The following is a 17,963-nucleotide window of genomic DNA, read 5'->3' on the forward strand; positions in this document are numbered from 1 at the left end:
TGCCGCCTAAAAATATTAGTAAATGGATGAGATAAACTGCTGTAATCGTTCTGAATCCGGGTTTGTAAATAGCTTAGCTGGATTTCCCTGTTCTTCCACTAAGCCTTGATGCAAGAACATCACATGGTTTGATACGTCTCGCGCAAATGCCATCTCGTGCGTGACCACCAGCATGGTTCGTCCTTCATCTGCCAAATCTCTCATTACCCCTAATACTTCCCCAACAAGTTCTGGGTCAAGCGCAGAGGTTGGCTCGTCAAACAACATCACTTCAGGGTCAACTGCTAGCGCACGGGCAATAGCGGCACGTTGCTGCTGACCGCCAGATAAGTGCCCAGGATAATAGTCTTTACGCTCATATAGGCCTACTTTCTTAAGCAAGACTTCTGCGTTTTCAATCGCTTGGGCTTTTGGTACGCCTAGAACATGAACAGGGGCTTCAATCACGTTTTCTAGTACTGTCAGGTGTGACCATAAGTTGAAACCTTGGAACACCATCGCTAGACGCGAGCGAATACGTTGCACTTGCTTTTCATTAGCAGGAACGGATTCCCCTGCTCGGTTGTTCTTCATTTGGATTAATTCACCATTCACCCAAATTTCGCCTGCGGTAGGCGTTTCTAGCAAGTTGATACATCTAAGAAAGGTACTCTTACCAGAACCGGAAGAGCCAATGATGGAGATGACATCTCCTTTGTGCGCGGCAAGAGAAATTCCCTTGAGAACTTCATTTTGTCCAAATGTTTTGTGCAGGTCTTTTATATCTAGCGCTGGTACATCATTCATGCGCTCTACTCCCTGTGTTTTTGTCACTGCAATTAAGGGACTCCGCCCTCTCTAATTCGGAACAAATTAGCACCACACCCTGAAACTTGCAACAAATTATTAACCTAAATAATTCGAATAGAAAGATACGATAGCCAAATTAATATGCAATATATAGCAACTTATTCTTCAAAAGCTGAATATTAAATATAAAAAAGCCCCTTTAGAAGGGGCTTAATAAATTTACAAAAGTGTTAATTGAAACTTATTTAGGGTCGTAATGAATTAATTAAAACGACTGACTACCAATGAGTTTGAAGTACGTAATGTCACTTCATTTTCTAGGCCTTCTTTTTCAGAAGTAATGATGCCATCCAAGTCTTCATCTAGCTCAGGCTCTGACGCTTCACCATTAGAAAAGAAGCTCATGAAAACTTTAGAGTCGATATTGCTATCGTCACTCAATACCAAAGCAGTGCGATTAAAATCGTCCGAAGCTGAAACTTTCAAACCGTTAACGGCTGATGTTGGAAAATTGTAGTAATGGAGCTCAGGAACAACAACAGAGTCACTGTCGCTCTTTGTGAAAATACGATGTGTGACTTTATAGTCGCCTGAAGCCGCAAAGTAAGCGACACGAGTAAAGCCTTCTGTAGACGATGTTAAACCCATGTCCAGATCAATCACCGAGTCTGCACTTCCTTGTGTTGATACACTTGGTTTTGTGTTTGGCAGGTTATCAATATTTAAGTAAGAGCTTGGATCAACGTCAATATCCCATCCATCAGAGACCGTTTCGTTAAGTAGAGAGTCCCAACCATTAACTTGATTCTCTGAGAACGCCATGTAGACCCAAGTTTCTTTATTCGTTGCACTAGGGCGATTATATTCAACGGCCGTTTTATCTAGCTTCAGCGCATCATACGCAAAGCCGTTAGTAATAAAACCAATGTGGAGAGTGTCGTAAGTATAATCAGAAGACGAATAAATGTTTGACGTATTATCCGCTCTGACTAAGGCGATCTCACCAGTCCCCCACGAACCAATACCATACTGGTAAAGCGCTTTGTCGCTTGAACCAGATTCATACTGGAACAACGCCGTAGGCTCACCTTTAAGCCCCATAAGCTCATCGGTAGGCAACATATCAGGGTTAGGTGACGTGAAAATATCGGTTTGCGAGACAAAGTTGTAGTCTCCACCACCTGATTCAGCATTTCGGTAATCTAGGTTAGTAAACTTATTGCTTGCTAAGTTACCGCCAGTAAAGCACTTGTTCAAAGAGTCTCGGTTAAGGGCAAACGTGGCATTACGTAGTTTCTTATCTTGTAAGAATTCTTTTGAAAACGTATTTACGCGAGCTTCTCTACCGTTAAATTCTATTGCTTGAAACGTTACAAAGCCGCCGTCAGGAATATCTTCAAGATAAAACTTAAAGTTATCAGTGGTTGGTTTGATGATGTCTCCGGCTCTTTTGCCATCTGCATCAGAGTAGTAACCGATAACATAGTTAGTCACTTGCTCTTTTGACGCTGCGCTATAGGTTAAAACCGTTTTATCACCGTTCAGCTCAGTTTTGTGGTCATACACCGTACAACCTTTCGCAGTAGCTTCACTTTCAGTCATTGTTGCTGGTATAGCAAAATCAAAAGTAAACGCTGTTTTCGGCGCAGCACCACCGCCGCCACCGCCACCGCCGCCACAACCGACCATTAACCCTGAGATGATTGCCACTAGTGGCAGTACTTTAAGCTGTTTCATGTCTTTTTCCTAAACTGAGCGGCAATGATTAGCCAAAAAATCGTCTTTGCCCTGTAGAAAGCAAGAATAAAGCCAGCTTTATATAATCATCATGAATATTGATATTTACCCCGCATCCCCGAACGATAAGAGCAACAAATTCTAATTTTATGCAACTTGTGTAATGAAATTACACAAGATTTCACCATCTCATTCGCATGCCAGAAACTTTCTGTAGTTTTATTTCACAACCATTCTTAAAGTGATCTAAATCAATCACCCTAAATGGCTATCTTGCTAGACTCCTGCCAAAAGATGAGGATTTTTTTGTGCCTCAACACAATAAGTTATTAGCTATGCTTAGGCACAATGTCGACGTGTAACAAATCTAATAATAGCTAGCATAAGCGTGCCGCAGGATGCGGATTAACACAATTGAATGAAGAATTCATAACTTTTAAATATATGAGGAATCTATGTCAGACGCAGTTAACAAAACGCACTCTGATTCAGATATCGAGACCAAGAGCTACCGTGAGCTTCATCGTCCAGCATCTGAGTTCGCAAGCCGTTCAGACTACCTAGACCACGAACTACAAATTATGAAGCCGCGTCGTTTCGGCTTAAACTTGCCAGGTCGTGACTTCCGTTTTGAACTTGAAGATCTTGTTCCAGCACTTGCCGGTACGATTGGTATTATCGCAATGTACTCTGCGGTAATGATGTCTTGGGCTGAAGGCCTAACTGCTGCATGGGACCATGTTAATCTGGGCAAAGATTTCGCCATCGAAGTTGCCCGTGTAGAGATGCTCATCCCTGCACTTCTTTTCTGTGTACTTGCTTCTGGCTTTATTAACCCTAAAGCCAACCTAGCAGGTAACCACGGCCCAATGATCCCTCTTATTGGTACCATCGCGCTTGCTGGTGCTCACCCTCTTGCATTGGCAATTCTCATTGGTGTGTTTGGTTTAATTCTGAGCCTGTTAAAAGGTGGTTCAAAACTGGTTAACCTCACCTCTGAAGGTACGGCTGGTGGCCTTCTCATCTTCTTGGGTTTAACCGGAACGATGAGCCAAATTAATTCCATTCAAGCTTGGGCTGTTGGTTTGCAATCCGACACAGTTGCCGCAGGTAGCATGGGTTACATCGGTCTAATCGTTCTTGCGGTTACTATTGGCCTATACGCGTTCCTTGCTAAAGTGAACAAACGCTGGCTAGCAATCCCTGTTTGTGCCTTCACTGGCCTTGCAATCGCACTTGTTCTTGGCGCAGGCTTCGATATTAAATTCGTAACCGAGACGGGTCTTCCAAACCTAAACCCAATCTACTGGTGGGGTTCAACAGAAGAAGGTTGGATGCTTGGTCTTCCTAATATGGAACACTTCATTGCTTCTCTACCATTCGCAATTCTTGCTGTAGCAATGTGGTCTCCTGACTTCTTGGGTCACCGCATCTTCCAAGAAATGAACTACCCACGTAAGAGTGAAAAAGTACTGATGGACGTTGATGACACAATGACAATGTGTTCTGTGCGCCAAATGGTCGGTACCGCTGTCGGTGGTGGTAACATCACATCATCTTGGGGGACTTACATGATCCCTGCAGCAATCGCGAAGCGCCCTATTCCTGGCGGTGCAATCTTACTAGGTTCTCTATGTATTATTGTTGCAATCCTTGGTTTCCCTATGGATGTTGCTGTATGGCCACCAGTTATGCGCGTTGCTCTTCTCGTTGGTGTCTCTCTACCATTGCTTGAAGCAGGCATGCAGATGGTGAAAGACTCAAAAGATTCACAAGCAGCAGGCATCTGTATCTTTGGTTCAGCAGTCGTTAACCCTGTTCTAGCTTGGGCACTAACTATGCTTTTAGATAACAACGGCTTAATTGGTGATAAAGAGCGCGCGTCTCGCTTGTCATTTGTAGACAAGATTGTGATCCCAGTAAGCGTACTTATTATCTGTTTAGTTGCTATGCTTGCAGTTGGTATGCTTGAAGGCCAATATGGCATCCAAGCTTGGCTGTAAAGCTGACAGTTCAGAAAATGTGTGGGTAGCGCTAGTCGCTACCCCATTTTTATCGAGACTTTTGAGGATTTATTGATTTAGTTTAAGGTTTGCAAAAAAATTTTAGTTTAACCTCTAACTGTTGCTTAAAAAGAGAAACGTTAAAACTAGTGACAATATTTATAGTTTTGTAACTCGAACATTTAAATTTAAGACTATAAATATTGTTATTCATAAGAGTGTACTGTTCCCCTCTTTAACTTGGGGATAGCTGGCTCAACGGCGAAGCAGTACGTATTTTTTTCTACTAAAAAGGTAGGTATGTCATGGCAGAGCAATTTGCTAAAGCTTGGGAAGGTTTTGCTGCAGGCGACTGGCAAAACGAAGTAAACGTTCGTGATTTCATTCAGAAGAACTACACTCCGTACGAAGGCGACGAATCTTTCCTAGTTTCTGAAGGTACTGAAGCGACTAACAAGCTTTGGGCTAAGGTAATGGAAGGCATCAAACAAGAGAACGCGACTCACGCTCCTGTTGATTTTGATACTTCAGTTATCTCTACCATCACTGCTCACGATGCAGGCTACATCGAAAAAGACCTAGAAACTATCGTAGGTCTTCAAACTGACGCTCCTCTAAAACGTGCGATCATCCCTAACGGTGGTATCCGTATGGTTGAAGGTTCATGCAAAGCCTACAACCGCGAGCTTGACCCACAAGTTAAGAAAATCTACACAGAATACCGTAAAACTCACAACCAAGGCGTTTTCGACATCTACACTCCACAAATCATGGCGTGTCGTAAGTCTGGCGTATTGACTGGTCTTCCTGATGCATACGGTCGTGGTCGTATCATCGGTGACTACCGTCGTGTTGCTCTATACGGTATTGATTTCCTAATGAAGGATAAATTCGCACAGTTCTCTTCTCTACAAGAGCGTTTCGAGAACGGCGAAGACCTACAAATGACAATGCAGCTTCGTGAAGAGATCGCAGAGCAACACCGTGCTCTAGGTCAAATCAAAGAAATGGCTGCAAAATACGGTTGTGACATTTCTCGTCCTGCTGAAACTGCACAAGAAGCTATCCAGTGGACTTACTTCGGTTACCTAGCTGCTGTTAAATCTCAAAACGGCGCAGCAATGTCTCTAGGCCGTACTTCTACGTTCCTAGACATCTTCATCGAGCGCGATATCGCTGCTGGCCGCATCACAGAAGAACAAGCGCAGGAAATGATCGACCACTTCGTAATGAAACTACGTATGGTTCGCTTCCTACGTACTCCTGAGTACGATGATCTATTCTCTGGCGACCCTATCTGGGCAACTGAGTCTATGGGTGGTATGGGTCTTGACGGTCGTACGCTAGTTACTCGTACAAACTTCCGTTTCCTAAACTCACTATACACAATGGGTCCTTCTCCAGAGCCAAACATCACTGTTCTTTGGTCTGAGCAACTACCTGAAGGCTTCAAGAAGTTCTGTGCGAAAGTATCTATCGATACTTCTTCAATCCAGTACGAAAACGACGACCTAATGCGTCCAGACATGAACTCTGACGACTACGCAATCGCATGTTGTGTATCTCCAATGGTTGTTGGTAAGCAAATGCAGTTCTTTGGTGCTCGTGCTAACCTTGCGAAAACTATGCTTTACACCATCAACGGTGGTGTGGATGAGAAGCTAAAAATCCAAGTTGGTCCACAAATGCCGAAGATCGAAGGCGATGTACTGAACTACGATGAGTTGTGGGAGAAAATGGACCACTTCATGGATTGGCTAGCGAAGCAGTACGTGACTGCACTAAACGCTATCCACTTCATGCACGACAAGTACAGCTACGAAGCGGCACTAATGGCTCTACATGACCGTGACGTTAAACGTACTATGGCTTGTGGTATTGCTGGTCTATCTGTTGCGGCTGACTCTCTGTCTGCAATCAAATACGCAAAAGTTAAGCCAATCCGTGACGAAGACGGTCTAGCAATCGACTTCGAAATCGAAGGTGATTACCCTAAATTTGGTAACAACGACCCACGCGTTGATGATATCGCATGTGAACTTGTTTCTGTATTTATGGGCAAAATCCGTAAGCTTAAGACTTACCGTGATGCAATCCCTACTCAGTCAATTCTTACTATCACTTCAAACGTGGTTTACGGTAAGAAAACTGGTAACACACCTGACGGTCGTCGTGCTGGTGCTCCATTTGCTCCAGGTGCTAACCCAATGCACGGTCGCGATGAGAAAGGTGCCGTAGCATCACTAACTTCAGTTGCAAAACTGCCGTTTGCTGACGCACAAGATGGTATCTCTTACACATTCTCTATCGTACCTAATGCACTAGGTAAAGATGAGGGTTCACAACGCGCTAACCTAGCTGGCCTGATGGATGGTTACTTCCACCACGAAGCGGGTATCGAAGGTGGTCAACACCTAAACGTGAACGTTCTTAACCGCGAAACTCTAGAAGACGCTGTTAAGCACCCAGAGAAATACCCTCAGCTAACAATCCGTGTATCTGGTTACGCTGTTCGCTTTAACTCTCTAACTGCAGAGCAACAAGCTGACGTAATCGCACGTACATTCACAGAGTCTCTATAAGACTTTAGTGAAATAACGTTTTAGTGATACAACAAAGGCTGATGCTTCTAAGCATCAGCCTTTTTTTATTTCTTGAATGAAAGTTGTGATATTACGAAAGATTTTGCCCACATTCTTACGTATGATGCGAAAAAAGTTAGTAAATAAAGTATATGAAACTCAGTAAATTAATTGTTCTTACTCTTCTTTCTCCAGTTGCGATGGCATCCACTAAGTCTACGGTCTCTTTTACACTCGACAATGATGGTATTTTCGGCGTCGACCAAGACTACACAAATGGTATTTTTCTTTCCTACGCAACAGGCCAACTGAAACAAGAAAGCCAATGGAAATGGCTGAGTCTGGCTGACTCAGAACACGCCAATATCGATAAAATAGAGTTGGTTCTTGGCCACAAAATGTGGACTCCGAGCGACATTGAAGCGGATTATCCACTGGTCAATGATCGCCCATATGCGGGTTATCTACATACTGAGATCAACTATCTTTCTTTGACTGATGATAAGGCCGTCCGCTACAACTTCACCATCGGTGCAACAGGTGAAAGTTCGCTTTCAGAAAAAGCGCAAGAAATCGTTCACGGCATAACAGGCTCGACTGACCCACAAGGTTGGGATTACCAGATCGACGATAAAGTGGCGTTTAGCCTTGGCTACCGCGTATTTAATAAATTGATGCGCAGCGAAGAACAAAAAACGCAATGGGAAATCACCAACATTAACGACATCAATGCAGGTAACTTCCGTAGTGATGTCTCTCAAGGCGTCATGTTTCGTTGGGGTACAAACCTAGCAGGCAGCATCGGAGCCGCCAATATTAGTGTTGAGAGCCCGTTCTCAGCGAGTATGCTCGCACAGGATACTTCAAGCTGGTTCTTATTTACGGGGTTTGAAGGTCGTTACCGTTTCAATGACATGACCATCGAAGGCGATCGCCCTGGTATTCCTGAGCCATCCGCGCCATACGACGTCACACTGCAAAATTGGCAAGCAAGCGCCGTAGCGGGTGCAACTTGGTATAACCAAAATTACGGTGCAAGCCTAACCTTTACGATAAAAACGCCAGATTATGAAGAATCCCAAACTGATGTTTATGGGACAGGCTCCTTCTCTGTGTTCGCCTTTTTCTAAAAGCTGACTTATCCCTGTATCCACACCAATCTAAATACAAGGCAAGTTCTCTCGTTTGGTATTAACCAACCCTGTGATCAAGCATTTATTTAGATTGGTCTATCTATTTTCTTTCTTCACATAACCTTGCCTTTAGTACCGACAAAGCTGTTTTAACCCTGCTTTTTGTAATAAAATAACAGCTAGAATTTACTAGTAATGAGAGCAAAAGATGTCAACAACTGGTCGTATTCACTCATTTGAGTCATGTGGTACCGTAGACGGACCTGGTATTCGTTTTATCGTCTTCTTGCAAGGTTGTTTGATGCGCTGTAAGTATTGCCACAATCGCGATACATGGGATACGCATGATGGCAAAGAAGTTACGGTTGAAGAGATCATTTCCGAAGCGAAAAGTTACCGTCACTTCATGAATGCATCAGGTGGTGGCGTTACTTGTTCTGGCGGCGAAGCGATGCTTCAGCCTGAATTTGTACGGGACTTTTTCCGCGCAGCTAAAGCAGAAGGTATTCATACGTGCCTAGATACGAACGGTTATGTTCGTAAACACACTGATGTTATCGATGAAGTACTGGATGCAACAGACTTAGTAATGCTTGATATCAAGCACATGAAAGATGAAGTGCACCAAGATCTCATCGGCGTATCGAACCGACGTACATTGGATTTTGCTCGTTACTTGCAAAAAATCGGAAAGAAAACTTGGATTCGCTATGTAGTCGTGCCTGGTTACACAGATGACCCTGAAGCGGCACACATGCTTGGTGAGTTTATTAAAGATATGGATAACATCGAAAAGGTCGAGTTACTTCCTTATCACAAATTGGGTGCCCATAAATGGGAAGCATTGGGCCTAGAATACCCACTCGAAGGGGTAAACCCTCCACCGAAAGAAACTATGGACGAAATTCAATCCATTCTTGCGCAGTACAACGATAACGTAAAATACTAAGTGAACAGCAAGACTAACCTCTTTAAAATACCAGCATATTGCTGGTATTTTTTTAACTATACCTAAGTACCTTCAATGAATCTCTATGAGGTGATTTAGGTATAAAAAGAACAATAGAAATGATTGCGTCACGATCGCATAGGAAGGTAGTAACATGGATTGGTTTAACTTGGGCTCGCTGGTTGTCATACTTTGGATAGTGCTCGCCTACTGTCTACCAGATTGGAAAAAAGTCGTTTGGCCCAAGCTTGAAAAGGAAAAAGCATTTCAGCACCTCGTTTTTGCAACACTCTTTTTTTTCAGCATCTTATGGGCAACTCAAGCTGGCGTAAAAGAAGGACTACAGATTCATTTTCTCGCGCTAACAACGCTGACGATGATGCATGGTTGGCGTATGGCCTTTCTAATCAGTATCCCCGCAATGCTGGTCAACCACCTGCTATATGATGTGTCGTTGTTGCAGTTACCCACGTCTTTAGTATTGTCTGCCCTGCTTCCTATCTTCATTAGTTACCTCGTCTTTCTTTTAAGTTATCACTATTTGCCAAGAAACATTTTTGTATTCATCTTCGTTGCAGGTTTTTTCAACGGCGCGATAACAGGAAGCCTGCATCTGCTGATTAACTCCTTTTACCATTTATCGGTTGGTCATTACGATTGGGAAACCATTCAACATAACTACTTTATTTTTGTACCGTTGCTTGCCTTCCCTGAGGGCCTATTAAATGGTATGTCACTGGCGGTTTTAACCGTATTCAAGCCAGAGTGGCTAAGAGTATTTTCAGACCGAGACTACATATACAATCATTACCATAAATAAGTGTTTTTAAACTGGTCAAAAGTGACAGTTCTTGCCATTTTTTAGTATTAAATATGTGTTGAGATCATGTTTCACTCATGTCTTAAGCGTTAACCTAAGCACATTAAAAATGTATTAGATATCTAGTGAGGTCATCATGGAAATGTCAAACGCTCAACGTTTGATTCTATCAAACCAATACAACCTTATGTCTCAACTTGATCCAAGTAATGCGGCCAAATACAAACGCTTACAAACGATCGTTGAACGTGGCTATGAGCTACAAATGCGTGAGTTGAATAAAGATTTCGGCTGTCTCTCAGAAGCGGAGTGTCGTGAGATCATCGACGTTATGGAGATGTATCACGCGATGCAAGAATCTTACAACATGCTCGATACCGAAGATCGTAACAAAGTGGATCAGCGCCGCTTGCAGTTCCTTGGGTTTGATATTGCTTCAGAGGCCCAACAAGTCCATTACGTACGCTTCCTTATTGATTCTGAAGGTCTGTACCCTCAATTTGATAAAGCAGACCATCACTTTAACAGCCAAATGCCAATGCTGGATAAATACCGTCGTATGCTACAAACTTGGCGCAACTGCCCTCGTCAGTACCATTTATGCGAAAACGAGCTTGCACAAATCTTCAGCGCATAAAATATTCGTCTACGAAAAGGAAAGCACTCGCTTTCCTTTTTTATTTGCCCTGTCACAACCTTACCGCTGCTTTTCCGTCTTCTTACGCTTACCTTATGCGATGTAGAGCAATGAATCACTGAGACTCGTCTGTCTTTGCCAAATATTTGATTTCTATTGCACCTATTCACGACATAAATTCATCTTCAGTGAAAGAGTGATTCAAATGTCACTTTTGCAATAAATTCATAATTGTTAAGCAAAATTGCAAATCCCCGACTAGGCTTAAGTAGAGAAAGGCTGTGATTGAAAGATTCATACCCACCGCTCACCGTTGTAATGAAAAAACTGTCCATAAAGCAAAGTCTTTGGTGTCGCCAATCTTACATTCTGTACGAACCAAATGTGATAACAGGACGTATATTCAAACAACAAGGAGCATAACAATAGGTGGGAAAGCCTGAATCAACGTTCGTCGGTAGACTGACTATTAAAGGGGAAAGCGACATGAGTATTTTCGACCACTATCAATCAAGATATGAAGCTGCAAAAGATGAAGAGATGTCGTTACAGGAGTTTCTAGCCCTGTGTAAGGATGACAAAAGCGCTTATGCTAATGCAGCAGAACGCCTACTGATGGCGATCGGTGAACCAGAGATAATCGATACGGCAAAAGACCCGAGATTGAGCCGCATCTTCTCGAATCGTGTTATCTCTCGTTATGAAACCTTTAAAGATTTTTATGGTATGGAAGATGCCATAGAGCAAATTGTGTCTTACCTAAAACACGCGGCGCAAGGTTTAGAGGAACGTAAGCAGATCCTTTACCTACTCGGTCCTGTCGGCGGTGGTAAGTCCTCACTTGCTGAAAAACTTAAGGCTCTGATGGAACAGATGCCTATCTATGTTCTTACTGCTAATGGCGAACGTAGCCCAGTGAATGACCATCCATTCTGTCTATTCAAAGCCACGGAAGACGGCGATATTTTGAAAAAAGAATATGGCATCGAGCAACGTTATCTTCGCTCAATTATGTCGCCATGGGCCGCTAAACGCCTTCATGAATTTGGCGGTGATATCACTAAGTTTAAAGTAGTAAAAGTTCGCCCTTCAATTCTCGATCAGATCGGTATTGCTAAAACAGAACCAGGGGATGAAAACAACCAAGATATTTCATCACTGGTTGGTAAAGTCGATATCCGTAAACTCGAACATTATTCGCAAGACGACCCAGATGCCTACAGCTACTCCGGTGCGCTGTGTAAAGCAAACCAAGGTTTAATGGAATTCGTTGAGATGTTCAAAGCGCCGATCAAAGTACTTCACCCACTTTTGACGGCAACGCAAGAAGGTAACTTCAACGGTACTGAAGGTCTATCTGCGATTCCATTCGACGGTATGATTCTGGCTCACTCGAACGAATCTGAGTGGCAGACTTTCCGTAACAACAAAAATAACGAAGCCTTCCTCGACCGTGTGTACATTGTAAAAGTACCTTACTGTCTCCGCGTATCCGAAGAAGTGAAAATTTACCAAAAACTGCTTGAAAACAGTGAGCTGTCTCAGGCTCCTTGTTCTCCAAGCACGCTCGAAACTCTAGCGCAATTCAGTATTCTTTCACGCCTGAAAGAACCTGAAAACTCATCCATTTTCTCAAAAATGCGCGTCTACGATGGTGAAACGCTAAAAGACACCGATCCGAAAGCGAAAAGCTATCAAGAGTATCGTGATTATGCGGGTGTCGATGAAGGCATGAATGGCCTCTCTACACGTTTCGCCTTTAAGATTTTGTCGCGCGTATTTAACTTCGACCAAACCGAGGTGGCAGCCAACCCTGTACACCTGTTCTATGTGATTGAACAACAAGTTGAACGTGAACAGTTCCCTGCTGAAACGGCAGAGAAATATCTCGAGTTCTTGAAAGGCTACCTAGTGCCTCGCTACGTTGAATTTATTGGTAAAGAGATTCAGACCGCTTATCTCGAGTCTTACTCTGAATACGGTCAGAACATCTTCGACCGATATGTCACCTACGCAGACTTCTGGATTCAAGACCAAGAGTACCGAGATCCAGAAACTGGTCAGCTATTTGATCGCTCTTCACTCAACGCTGAACTAGAGAAGATCGAGAAAACCGCTGGTATTTCTAACCCGAAAGATTTCCGAAACGAAATCGTTAACTTTGTGCTTCGTGCGAAAGCGAATAACAATGGTCAAAACCCAGTTTGGACCAGCTACGAAAAACTGCGCACAGTAATCGAGAAGAAAATGTTCTCCAATACCGAAGAGCTACTTCCGGTTATCTCATTTAATGCGAAAACCTCTTCTGAAGATCAGAAGAAGCATGACGACTTTGTCGCTCGCATGATGGAAAAAGGCTATACCGAGAAACAGGTTCGCCTACTTTCTGAGTGGTACCTACGAGTACGTAAGTCATCCTAACCCAGTATTGAGTTAGGTCGCTTGTGAAACATGAAGAGGGCTATTTCATGGCGCAATTTATAGACCGAAGGCTCAATGGCAAGAACAAGAGCGCTGTTAATCGACAGCGCTTCTTGAAGCGCCACAAAGAGCAAATAAAAGAGTCGGTAGCAGACGCAGTGAATCGACGCTCGATTACGAATACGGAAACGGGCGAAGACGTCTCTATCCCTCACAAAGACATCAATGAGCCGATCTTTCATCAAGGCAAAGGTGGTGTTCGCGAACGAGTTCATCCCGGCAATGACCAGTTCATTACTGGTGATAAAATTGAGCGTCCTAAAGGTGGCGGTCAAGGTAGTGGCTCGGGGGAAGGCAATGCCAGTCCAGATGGAGAAGGCCAAGACGAATTTGTATTCCAAATATCAAAAGATGAGTACCTCGATATTTTGTTCGAAGATCTCGAACTGCCTAATCTAGAAAAAAACCAAATTGCCAAAATTACTGAATGGAAAACGCACCGCGCAGGCTTTCAAACTGCTGGTATCCCTTCAAACATTGCGGTAGTACGTTCGCTGCAACAATCTCTTGCAAGACGTACGGCAATGACCGCAGGTAAGAAACGTCTTCTCAAAGAGCTAGAAGATGAACTTGCTCGCATCAAAAACATTGAACCCGCTCAGCAGTTTGAAGAGAACCGCTTGAAGGCTGAAATTGAAGAGCTGCGTAAGAAAATTGAGGGGGTTCCATTTATTGACACCTTCGACTTACGCTTTAAAAACTATGAAAAACGCCCTGTACCATCTAGTCAAGCTGTGATGTTTTGTTTGATGGACGTATCGGGCTCGATGGATCAAGCAACGAAAGACATCGCTAAACGTTTTTACGTTCTGTTATACCTGTTCTTAACTCGTACTTACGAGAATGTAGACGTTGTCTTTATTCGCCACCACACCCAAGCGAAAGAAGTGGACGAGCACGAGTTCTTCTACTCGCAAGAGACCGGGGGCACTATTGTATCCAGCGCATTGAAACTGATGGACGAAATCGTAAAAGAGCGCTATCCAATTGGACAATGGAACATTTATGCTGCGCAAGCATCTGATGGCGATAACTGGGCAGATGACTCGCCAAGATGCCGCGATCTATTAGTGAACAAACTACTGCCAAACTGTCAGTACTACTCCTACATAGAAATTACGCGACGCTCGCACCAAACTCTATGGCATGAGTACGAAAAGCTCACCGATGAATTTCCGAACTTCGCAATGAAAAACATTCGCTCTGTGGAGGATATTTTCCCAGTCTTCCGTGAACTATTCCAAAAAGAAACGGCGTAAGGAGGCTAGCGATGAGTACCGCAACGAAAAACCTCTCAGGAGAGGCGCCTAAGAAGCGTAATAGTAAAATGCTGCCAGATGGGCCGGATTGGACATTTGAGCTGTTGGAACGCTACCACAAAGAGATTAAGCGTGTCGCACAACACTATCGCCTAGACACTTACCCTAACCAGATAGAAGTGATTACTTCCGAACAAATGATGGATGCCTACTCAAGTATTGGTATGCCCATCAATTACAACCACTGGTCGTTTGGTAAGAAGTTCATCCAAACGGAGCAGAACTATAAGCATGGTCAAATGGGGTTAGCCTACGAGATTGTCATTAACTCCAATCCGTGTATCGCTTATTTGATGGAAGAAAATACCGTGACAATGCAAGCGCTGGTGATTGCTCACGCTTGTTACGGGCACAACTCTTTCTTCAAAGGTAATTATCTGTTCCAAACCTGGACGGACGCTAGCTCCATCATCGATTATTTACTGTTTGCCAAAAAGTATTTAGCTGAATGTGAGGAGCGATATGGAGTACAGGAAGTGGAAAAACTGCTCGACTCCTGCCACGCCTTAATGAACTTTGGTGTAGATCGTTACAAGCGACCAGAGAAAATCTCCATTACCGAAGAGAAAGCGCGACAAGAAGAACGCGAGGCATACTTACAGTCTCAAGTGAATGAATTGTGGCGCACGGTACCAAGAGCCAAAACCAAAGAGGAAGATCTTAAAGAGCGGTTCCCAAGCGAGCCTCAGGAAAACTTGCTCTACTTTTTCGAAAAGCATGCCCCACTACTAGAGCCGTGGCAACGTGAAGTCGTGCGGATTGTACGCAAAATCAGTCAGTATTTTTATCCGCAAAAACAAACGCAGGTCATGAACGAAGGCTGGGCAACATTCTGGCATTACACCATTCTCAACCATCTTTACGATGAGGGTTTGGTATCCGAAAAGTTCATACTAGAGTTCTTACATAGCCATACCAGTGTGGTAGCTCAACCGCCTTATAATAGCCCTTACTTTAATGGTATTAATCCATACGCCTTGGGCTTTGCCATGTTCCGAGATATTAAACGTATCTGTGAAGAACCAACTGATGAGGACAAGGAGTGGTTTCCGGACTTGGCAGGAACGGATTGGTTAGATGCAGTACATTTCGCGATGCATAATTTCAAAGATGAAAGCTTCATTAGCCAATACCTTTCTCCGAAATTAATGCGTGATTTCAAGCTGTTTGCGATCAACGATGATGACCACAAAAACTTTATTGAAGTCGCCGCGATACACGATGAGATGGGTTATAAACGCATTAGAGAAACCTTAGCCGCTCAGTACAACTTATCTAATCTTGAGCCAAACATTCAGGTATTTAATGTCGATGTTCGTGGTGACCGCTCACTCACGTTGCAATACGTACCTCATAACCGAATCCCGCTTGATGACAGTTATGAAGAAGTTCTGAAACACGTGTACAGATTGTGGGGATTTGATGTCATTCTGCAAGAAGTAAAAGACACAGGTCACCGAGAAGTCTTAGCGACCTGCCCTAAACGGAATCAATATGACACAAACATCTAACTAATACTTGGATATAAGCAACAAAAAGGCTCCTAATTCAGGAGCCTTTCTCGTTCTTAATTCAATGTGACCTTTAGTTATGCTTGCTTCGCCACAATAGCGCGCACCGCCTCTAGATCTTCTGGCGTATCAACGCCGGCTGCTGGCGCTTCTTTCGCTACCGCTACATGAATTTTTTCACCGTACCAAAGCACTCGTAGTTGCTCAAGGCACTCGATCTGCTCCAATGCGCTCGGAGCCCAATTTACATACGTATTAATGAAACCAGCTCGATAAGCATAAATACCAATATGACGCATTAATGGGTTGGCAATGATTTTGTCTTGTTTGGCAAAGTTATCGCGATCCCAAGGGATAGTTGCTCGGCTAAAGTACAGCGCATAGCCTTGCTCATTAGCCACAACTTTAACTGCATTCGGATTAAACACTTCTTCTTCCGAGTCTATTTCTACGGCTAATGTCGCCATCGGAGCATCACATCCCGATAAGTTATCAGCAACCTGACGAATGATAGACGGTGGAATCAAAGGCTCGTCCCCTTGCACATTAACAATAATGTGGTCTGCAGGAATAGCCATCTTTTCAACAACTTCAGCAAGGCGTTCAGTACCTGACTCGTGATTGGGAGAGGTCATACAGACTTTACCACCAAACGACGAGACAGCATCAGCAACACGCTCGTCATCAGTTGCCACGATAACATCTTCCGCACCCGCTTGTAGCGCTTGCTCGTAAACCCACTGAACCATTGGCTTACCGCCAATATCCGCCAACGGTTTACCAGGCAAACGACTCGATGCGTAACGCGAAGGAATGACAACCGTAAAAGACATTAGCGTCCCTCATCCATACTCATAGTACGAGCCTCAGGCTCGAGCAGAACGGGAATACCCTCTTTGATTGGGTAAGCGAGGCGATCCAATTTGCAGATCAACTCTTGATTCTCTTTATCGTACGTCAGCTTACCTTTGCAAACAGGGCAAGCTACAATCTCAAGCAGACGGTGATCCATAAGCCGCTTTAACCTCTTTTATTCTATTTAAAATTTGCTCTGCATCGTTTGGTTCAAACTGGGCAGATACAGGCAGATACCACCAATTATCTTGCGCATAATGTCTGCACTTGACGGCATCTTTCTCGGTCATAATCACATTGGCTCCTTGTTGAGCCAATGCTTCTAATTCTTGTTGGTTAAAGTCTTGATGGTCAGCAAAACCTTTTGTGACTTTAACATCTGCGTTCATCGAGTTTAGTGTATGAAAAAATCGTGGTGGATGCCCAATCCCTGCAAATGCCACTAGCTCTTTTAATTCAGAAACGTCCACAAGTTGCTTAGTCTTGAGGTTAATGGCTTTAGATGGCGCTAAAGTCATTGCGATTTCGCCCGTATGTGCTTGACCGCCATTGGTGATGATAAAGTCGACTTCAGCAAGACGCTCGACCCCTTCACGAAGTGGGCCAAGCGGAATGAGGCTTTCATTCCCAAATCGGCGATTCCCATCCACAATCACTAACTCAATATCACGGCCTAACGCATAATGTTGCAACCCATCGTCCGTAATAATGATATCCACACCTAACTCTAGCAGTGCTTTCACTGCATTTGCACGCACCGGGTCTACCGCAACAGGCGCTCCTGTGCGTCGATGAATCAACTTAGGTTCATCACCACAATGTTTCGCAGGCGTATCTTCTTTTAGCACTAACGGATAGGCAGGAGCTTTTGCTCCATAGCCACGAGAAACGACCCCTGGCTTAAGCCCAAGCTGTTGCAGTTGCTCAACAAGCCAAACCACAACTGGTGTTTTGCCATTACCACCAGCCGTGATATTGCCGACAACAATAACAGGGATAGGCGCGTTGTAGGCTTGCTTACGGCCTGTTTGATATTGCTTTCGCTTAGACTTACTTATTGCTCCAAATAATACACTCAGTGGCCACAAAAGCGGCCACAAGAGGTATTTTATTGGATGGTTTTCAAACCAGATTTTTTCAACCACCG

At 43.8% G+C, this 17,963-nt stretch carries 14 protein-coding genes; 9 read left to right on the forward strand and 5 right to left on the reverse strand.

Annotated features, from left to right (window positions below):
* Positions 1-15: 15 nt before the first annotated feature.
* Both MSG33_RS11855 and MSG33_RS11860 read right to left on the reverse strand, forming a co-directional pair.
* Complete coding sequence (locus MSG33_RS11855) at positions 16-786, reverse strand: ABC transporter ATP-binding protein (RefSeq protein WP_005378438.1); 771 nt, start codon at positions 784-786, stop codon at positions 16-18.
* Between the two features lie 264 nt (positions 787-1,050).
* Positions 1,051-2,526 (reverse strand): hypothetical protein, encoded by a 1,476-nt coding sequence (locus MSG33_RS11860; RefSeq protein WP_053807156.1) that lies wholly within the window; start codon positions 2,524-2,526, stop codon positions 1,051-1,053.
* 455 nt (positions 2,527-2,981) lie between these two features.
* On the opposite strand from MSG33_RS11860, the gene MSG33_RS11865 reads away from it, so the two are divergent.
* From MSG33_RS11865 to MSG33_RS11905, 9 genes are all read left to right on the forward strand, one after another.
* Complete coding sequence (locus MSG33_RS11865; protein WP_005390668.1) at positions 2,982-4,529, forward strand: DUF3360 family protein; 1,548 nt, start codon at positions 2,982-2,984, stop codon at positions 4,527-4,529.
* Between the two features lie 305 nt (positions 4,530-4,834).
* A complete protein-coding gene (gene pflB / locus MSG33_RS11870) occupies positions 4,835-7,111 on the forward strand; it encodes a formate C-acetyltransferase (protein ID WP_005390666.1) in 2,277 nt (758 codons plus the stop codon).
* A gap of 152 nt (positions 7,112-7,263) precedes the next feature.
* Positions 7,264-8,241: a lipid A deacylase LpxR family protein gene (locus tag MSG33_RS11875; RefSeq protein WP_248381160.1), complete on the forward strand. Its 978-nt coding sequence runs from the start codon at positions 7,264-7,266 to the stop codon at positions 8,239-8,241.
* A 211-nt stretch (positions 8,242-8,452) separates the two neighbouring features.
* A complete protein-coding gene (gene pflA, locus MSG33_RS11880) occupies positions 8,453-9,193 on the forward strand; it encodes a pyruvate formate lyase 1-activating protein (protein ID WP_005390663.1) in 741 nt (246 codons plus the stop codon).
* Positions 9,194-9,347: 154 nt separating this feature from the next.
* Positions 9,348-10,013 carry an energy-coupling factor ABC transporter permease gene (locus MSG33_RS11885; protein ID WP_248381162.1) on the forward strand — a complete coding sequence of 222 codons (666 nt, stop codon included), beginning with the start codon at positions 9,348-9,350 and terminating at the stop codon, positions 10,011-10,013.
* 136 nt (positions 10,014-10,149) lie between these two features.
* Positions 10,150-10,650 (forward strand): YfbU family protein, encoded by a 501-nt coding sequence (locus MSG33_RS11890; RefSeq protein WP_005390659.1) that lies wholly within the window; start codon positions 10,150-10,152, stop codon positions 10,648-10,650.
* A gap of 486 nt (positions 10,651-11,136) precedes the next feature.
* A complete protein-coding gene (locus tag MSG33_RS11895) occupies positions 11,137-13,071 on the forward strand; it encodes a PrkA family serine protein kinase (RefSeq protein WP_005390658.1) in 1,935 nt (644 codons plus the stop codon).
* A 47-nt stretch (positions 13,072-13,118) separates the two neighbouring features.
* Complete coding sequence (locus MSG33_RS11900; protein ID WP_005390656.1) at positions 13,119-14,390, forward strand: YeaH/YhbH family protein; 1,272 nt, start codon at positions 13,119-13,121, stop codon at positions 14,388-14,390.
* An 11-nt stretch (positions 14,391-14,401) separates the two neighbouring features.
* Complete coding sequence (locus MSG33_RS11905; protein ID WP_006742146.1) at positions 14,402-15,961, forward strand: SpoVR family protein; 1,560 nt, start codon at positions 14,402-14,404, stop codon at positions 15,959-15,961.
* A 77-nt stretch (positions 15,962-16,038) separates the two neighbouring features.
* On the opposite strand, the gene kdsB is transcribed toward MSG33_RS11905, so the two are convergent.
* Genes kdsB through lpxK form a run of 3 tightly spaced genes read right to left on the reverse strand, consistent with a single transcriptional unit; the run spans position 16,039 to position 17,961 of the window.
* Positions 16,039-16,794 carry a 3-deoxy-manno-octulosonate cytidylyltransferase gene (gene kdsB / locus MSG33_RS11910; RefSeq protein ID WP_248381164.1) on the reverse strand — a complete coding sequence of 252 codons (756 nt, stop codon included), beginning with the start codon at positions 16,792-16,794 and terminating at the stop codon, positions 16,039-16,041.
* Positions 16,794-16,973: a Trm112 family protein gene (locus MSG33_RS11915; RefSeq protein WP_005390649.1), complete on the reverse strand. Its 180-nt coding sequence runs from the start codon at positions 16,971-16,973 to the stop codon at positions 16,794-16,796. The genes kdsB and MSG33_RS11915 overlap by 1 nt, the downstream gene beginning before the upstream one ends.
* Complete coding sequence (lpxK, locus tag MSG33_RS11920) at positions 16,954-17,961, reverse strand: tetraacyldisaccharide 4'-kinase (protein WP_248381166.1); 1,008 nt, start codon at positions 17,959-17,961, stop codon at positions 16,954-16,956. Before lpxK ends, MSG33_RS11915 begins: the two co-directional genes overlap by 20 nt.
* Positions 17,962-17,963 lie beyond the last annotated feature (2 nt).

Source organism: Vibrio sp. 1CM7H, from assembly GCF_023161645.1.
GTDB classification, from domain to species: Bacteria; Pseudomonadota; Gammaproteobacteria; order Enterobacterales; family Vibrionaceae; genus Vibrio; species Vibrio diabolicus.

What these genes read in the sequence shown, in the direction of transcription:
- MSG33_RS11915 (WP_005390649.1), bottom strand. Translation starts at nt 16,973, where the DNA reads ATGGATCACCGTCTGCTTGAGATTGTAGCTTGCCCTGTTTGCAAAGGT.
- pflB (WP_005390666.1), top strand. Translation starts at nt 4,835, where the DNA reads ATGGCAGAGCAATTTGCTAAAGCTTGGGAAGGTTTTGCTGCAGGCGAC.
- MSG33_RS11900 (WP_005390656.1), top strand. Translation starts at nt 13,119, where the DNA reads ATGGCGCAATTTATAGACCGAAGGCTCAATGGCAAGAACAAGAGCGCT.
- MSG33_RS11885 (WP_248381162.1), top strand. Translation starts at nt 9,348, where the DNA reads ATGGATTGGTTTAACTTGGGCTCGCTGGTTGTCATACTTTGGATAGTG.
- MSG33_RS11865 (WP_005390668.1), top strand. Translation starts at nt 2,982, where the DNA reads ATGTCAGACGCAGTTAACAAAACGCACTCTGATTCAGATATCGAGACC.
- MSG33_RS11895 (WP_005390658.1), top strand. Translation starts at nt 11,137, where the DNA reads ATGAGTATTTTCGACCACTATCAATCAAGATATGAAGCTGCAAAAGAT.
- MSG33_RS11860 (WP_053807156.1), bottom strand. Translation starts at nt 2,526, where the DNA reads ATGAAACAGCTTAAAGTACTGCCACTAGTGGCAATCATCTCAGGGTTA.
- kdsB (WP_248381164.1), bottom strand. Translation starts at nt 16,794, where the DNA reads ATGTCTTTTACGGTTGTCATTCCTTCGCGTTACGCATCGAGTCGTTTG.
- MSG33_RS11890 (WP_005390659.1), top strand. Translation starts at nt 10,150, where the DNA reads ATGGAAATGTCAAACGCTCAACGTTTGATTCTATCAAACCAATACAAC.
- MSG33_RS11855 (WP_005378438.1), bottom strand. Translation starts at nt 786, where the DNA reads ATGAATGATGTACCAGCGCTAGATATAAAAGACCTGCACAAAACATTT.
- MSG33_RS11875 (WP_248381160.1), top strand. Translation starts at nt 7,264, where the DNA reads ATGAAACTCAGTAAATTAATTGTTCTTACTCTTCTTTCTCCAGTTGCG.
- pflA (WP_005390663.1), top strand. Translation starts at nt 8,453, where the DNA reads ATGTCAACAACTGGTCGTATTCACTCATTTGAGTCATGTGGTACCGTA.
- MSG33_RS11905 (WP_006742146.1), top strand. Translation starts at nt 14,402, where the DNA reads ATGAGTACCGCAACGAAAAACCTCTCAGGAGAGGCGCCTAAGAAGCGT.